Origin of the sequence: Psychrobacter sp. TB20-MNA-CIBAN-0197 (genome assembly GCF_040309765.1) — a bacterium.
GTDB lineage: Bacteria > Pseudomonadota > Gammaproteobacteria > Pseudomonadales > Moraxellaceae > Psychrobacter > Psychrobacter submarinus.
In genome coordinates this window covers 1-278 of sequence record NZ_JBEOPC010000459.1, presented here as the reverse complement: position 1 = coordinate 278, position 278 = coordinate 1, and the positions used below count along the sequence as shown (strand labels likewise).

1 protein-coding gene is annotated in these 278 nt (G+C 42.4%); it reads right to left on the bottom strand.

Going from position 1 to position 278, the window contains the following annotated elements; genetic code table 11:
- The coding region (locus AAEY83_RS14485; protein ID WP_351059946.1) for an ATP-binding cassette domain-containing protein at positions 1-259 on the bottom strand (259 nt) is incomplete at its 3' end.
- Positions 260-278 lie beyond the last annotated feature (19 nt).

Below are 278 nucleotides of genomic sequence, written 5' to 3'. Positions count from 1 at the left end.
GCTGAATAACTTCGCCAGCTTGCGGCTCTAAATCACCAGAAAGGAGTTTAATTAGCGTTGATTTACCCGCACCATTTCTACCAAGTAAAGCAATTCGGCTACCTGGTACAAGGTTTAGCTCTATATTATTTAAAATAGTGACGTCACCATAACCCGCTTTGGCTTTATCTATTGTCATTAGTGGGTTTGGTAATGCTTTTGGCTCTGCAAACTCAAAGTTAAATGGCGAGTCGGCATGTGCCGGCGCTAGTTTTTCCATGCGTTCAAGTGCTTTTACA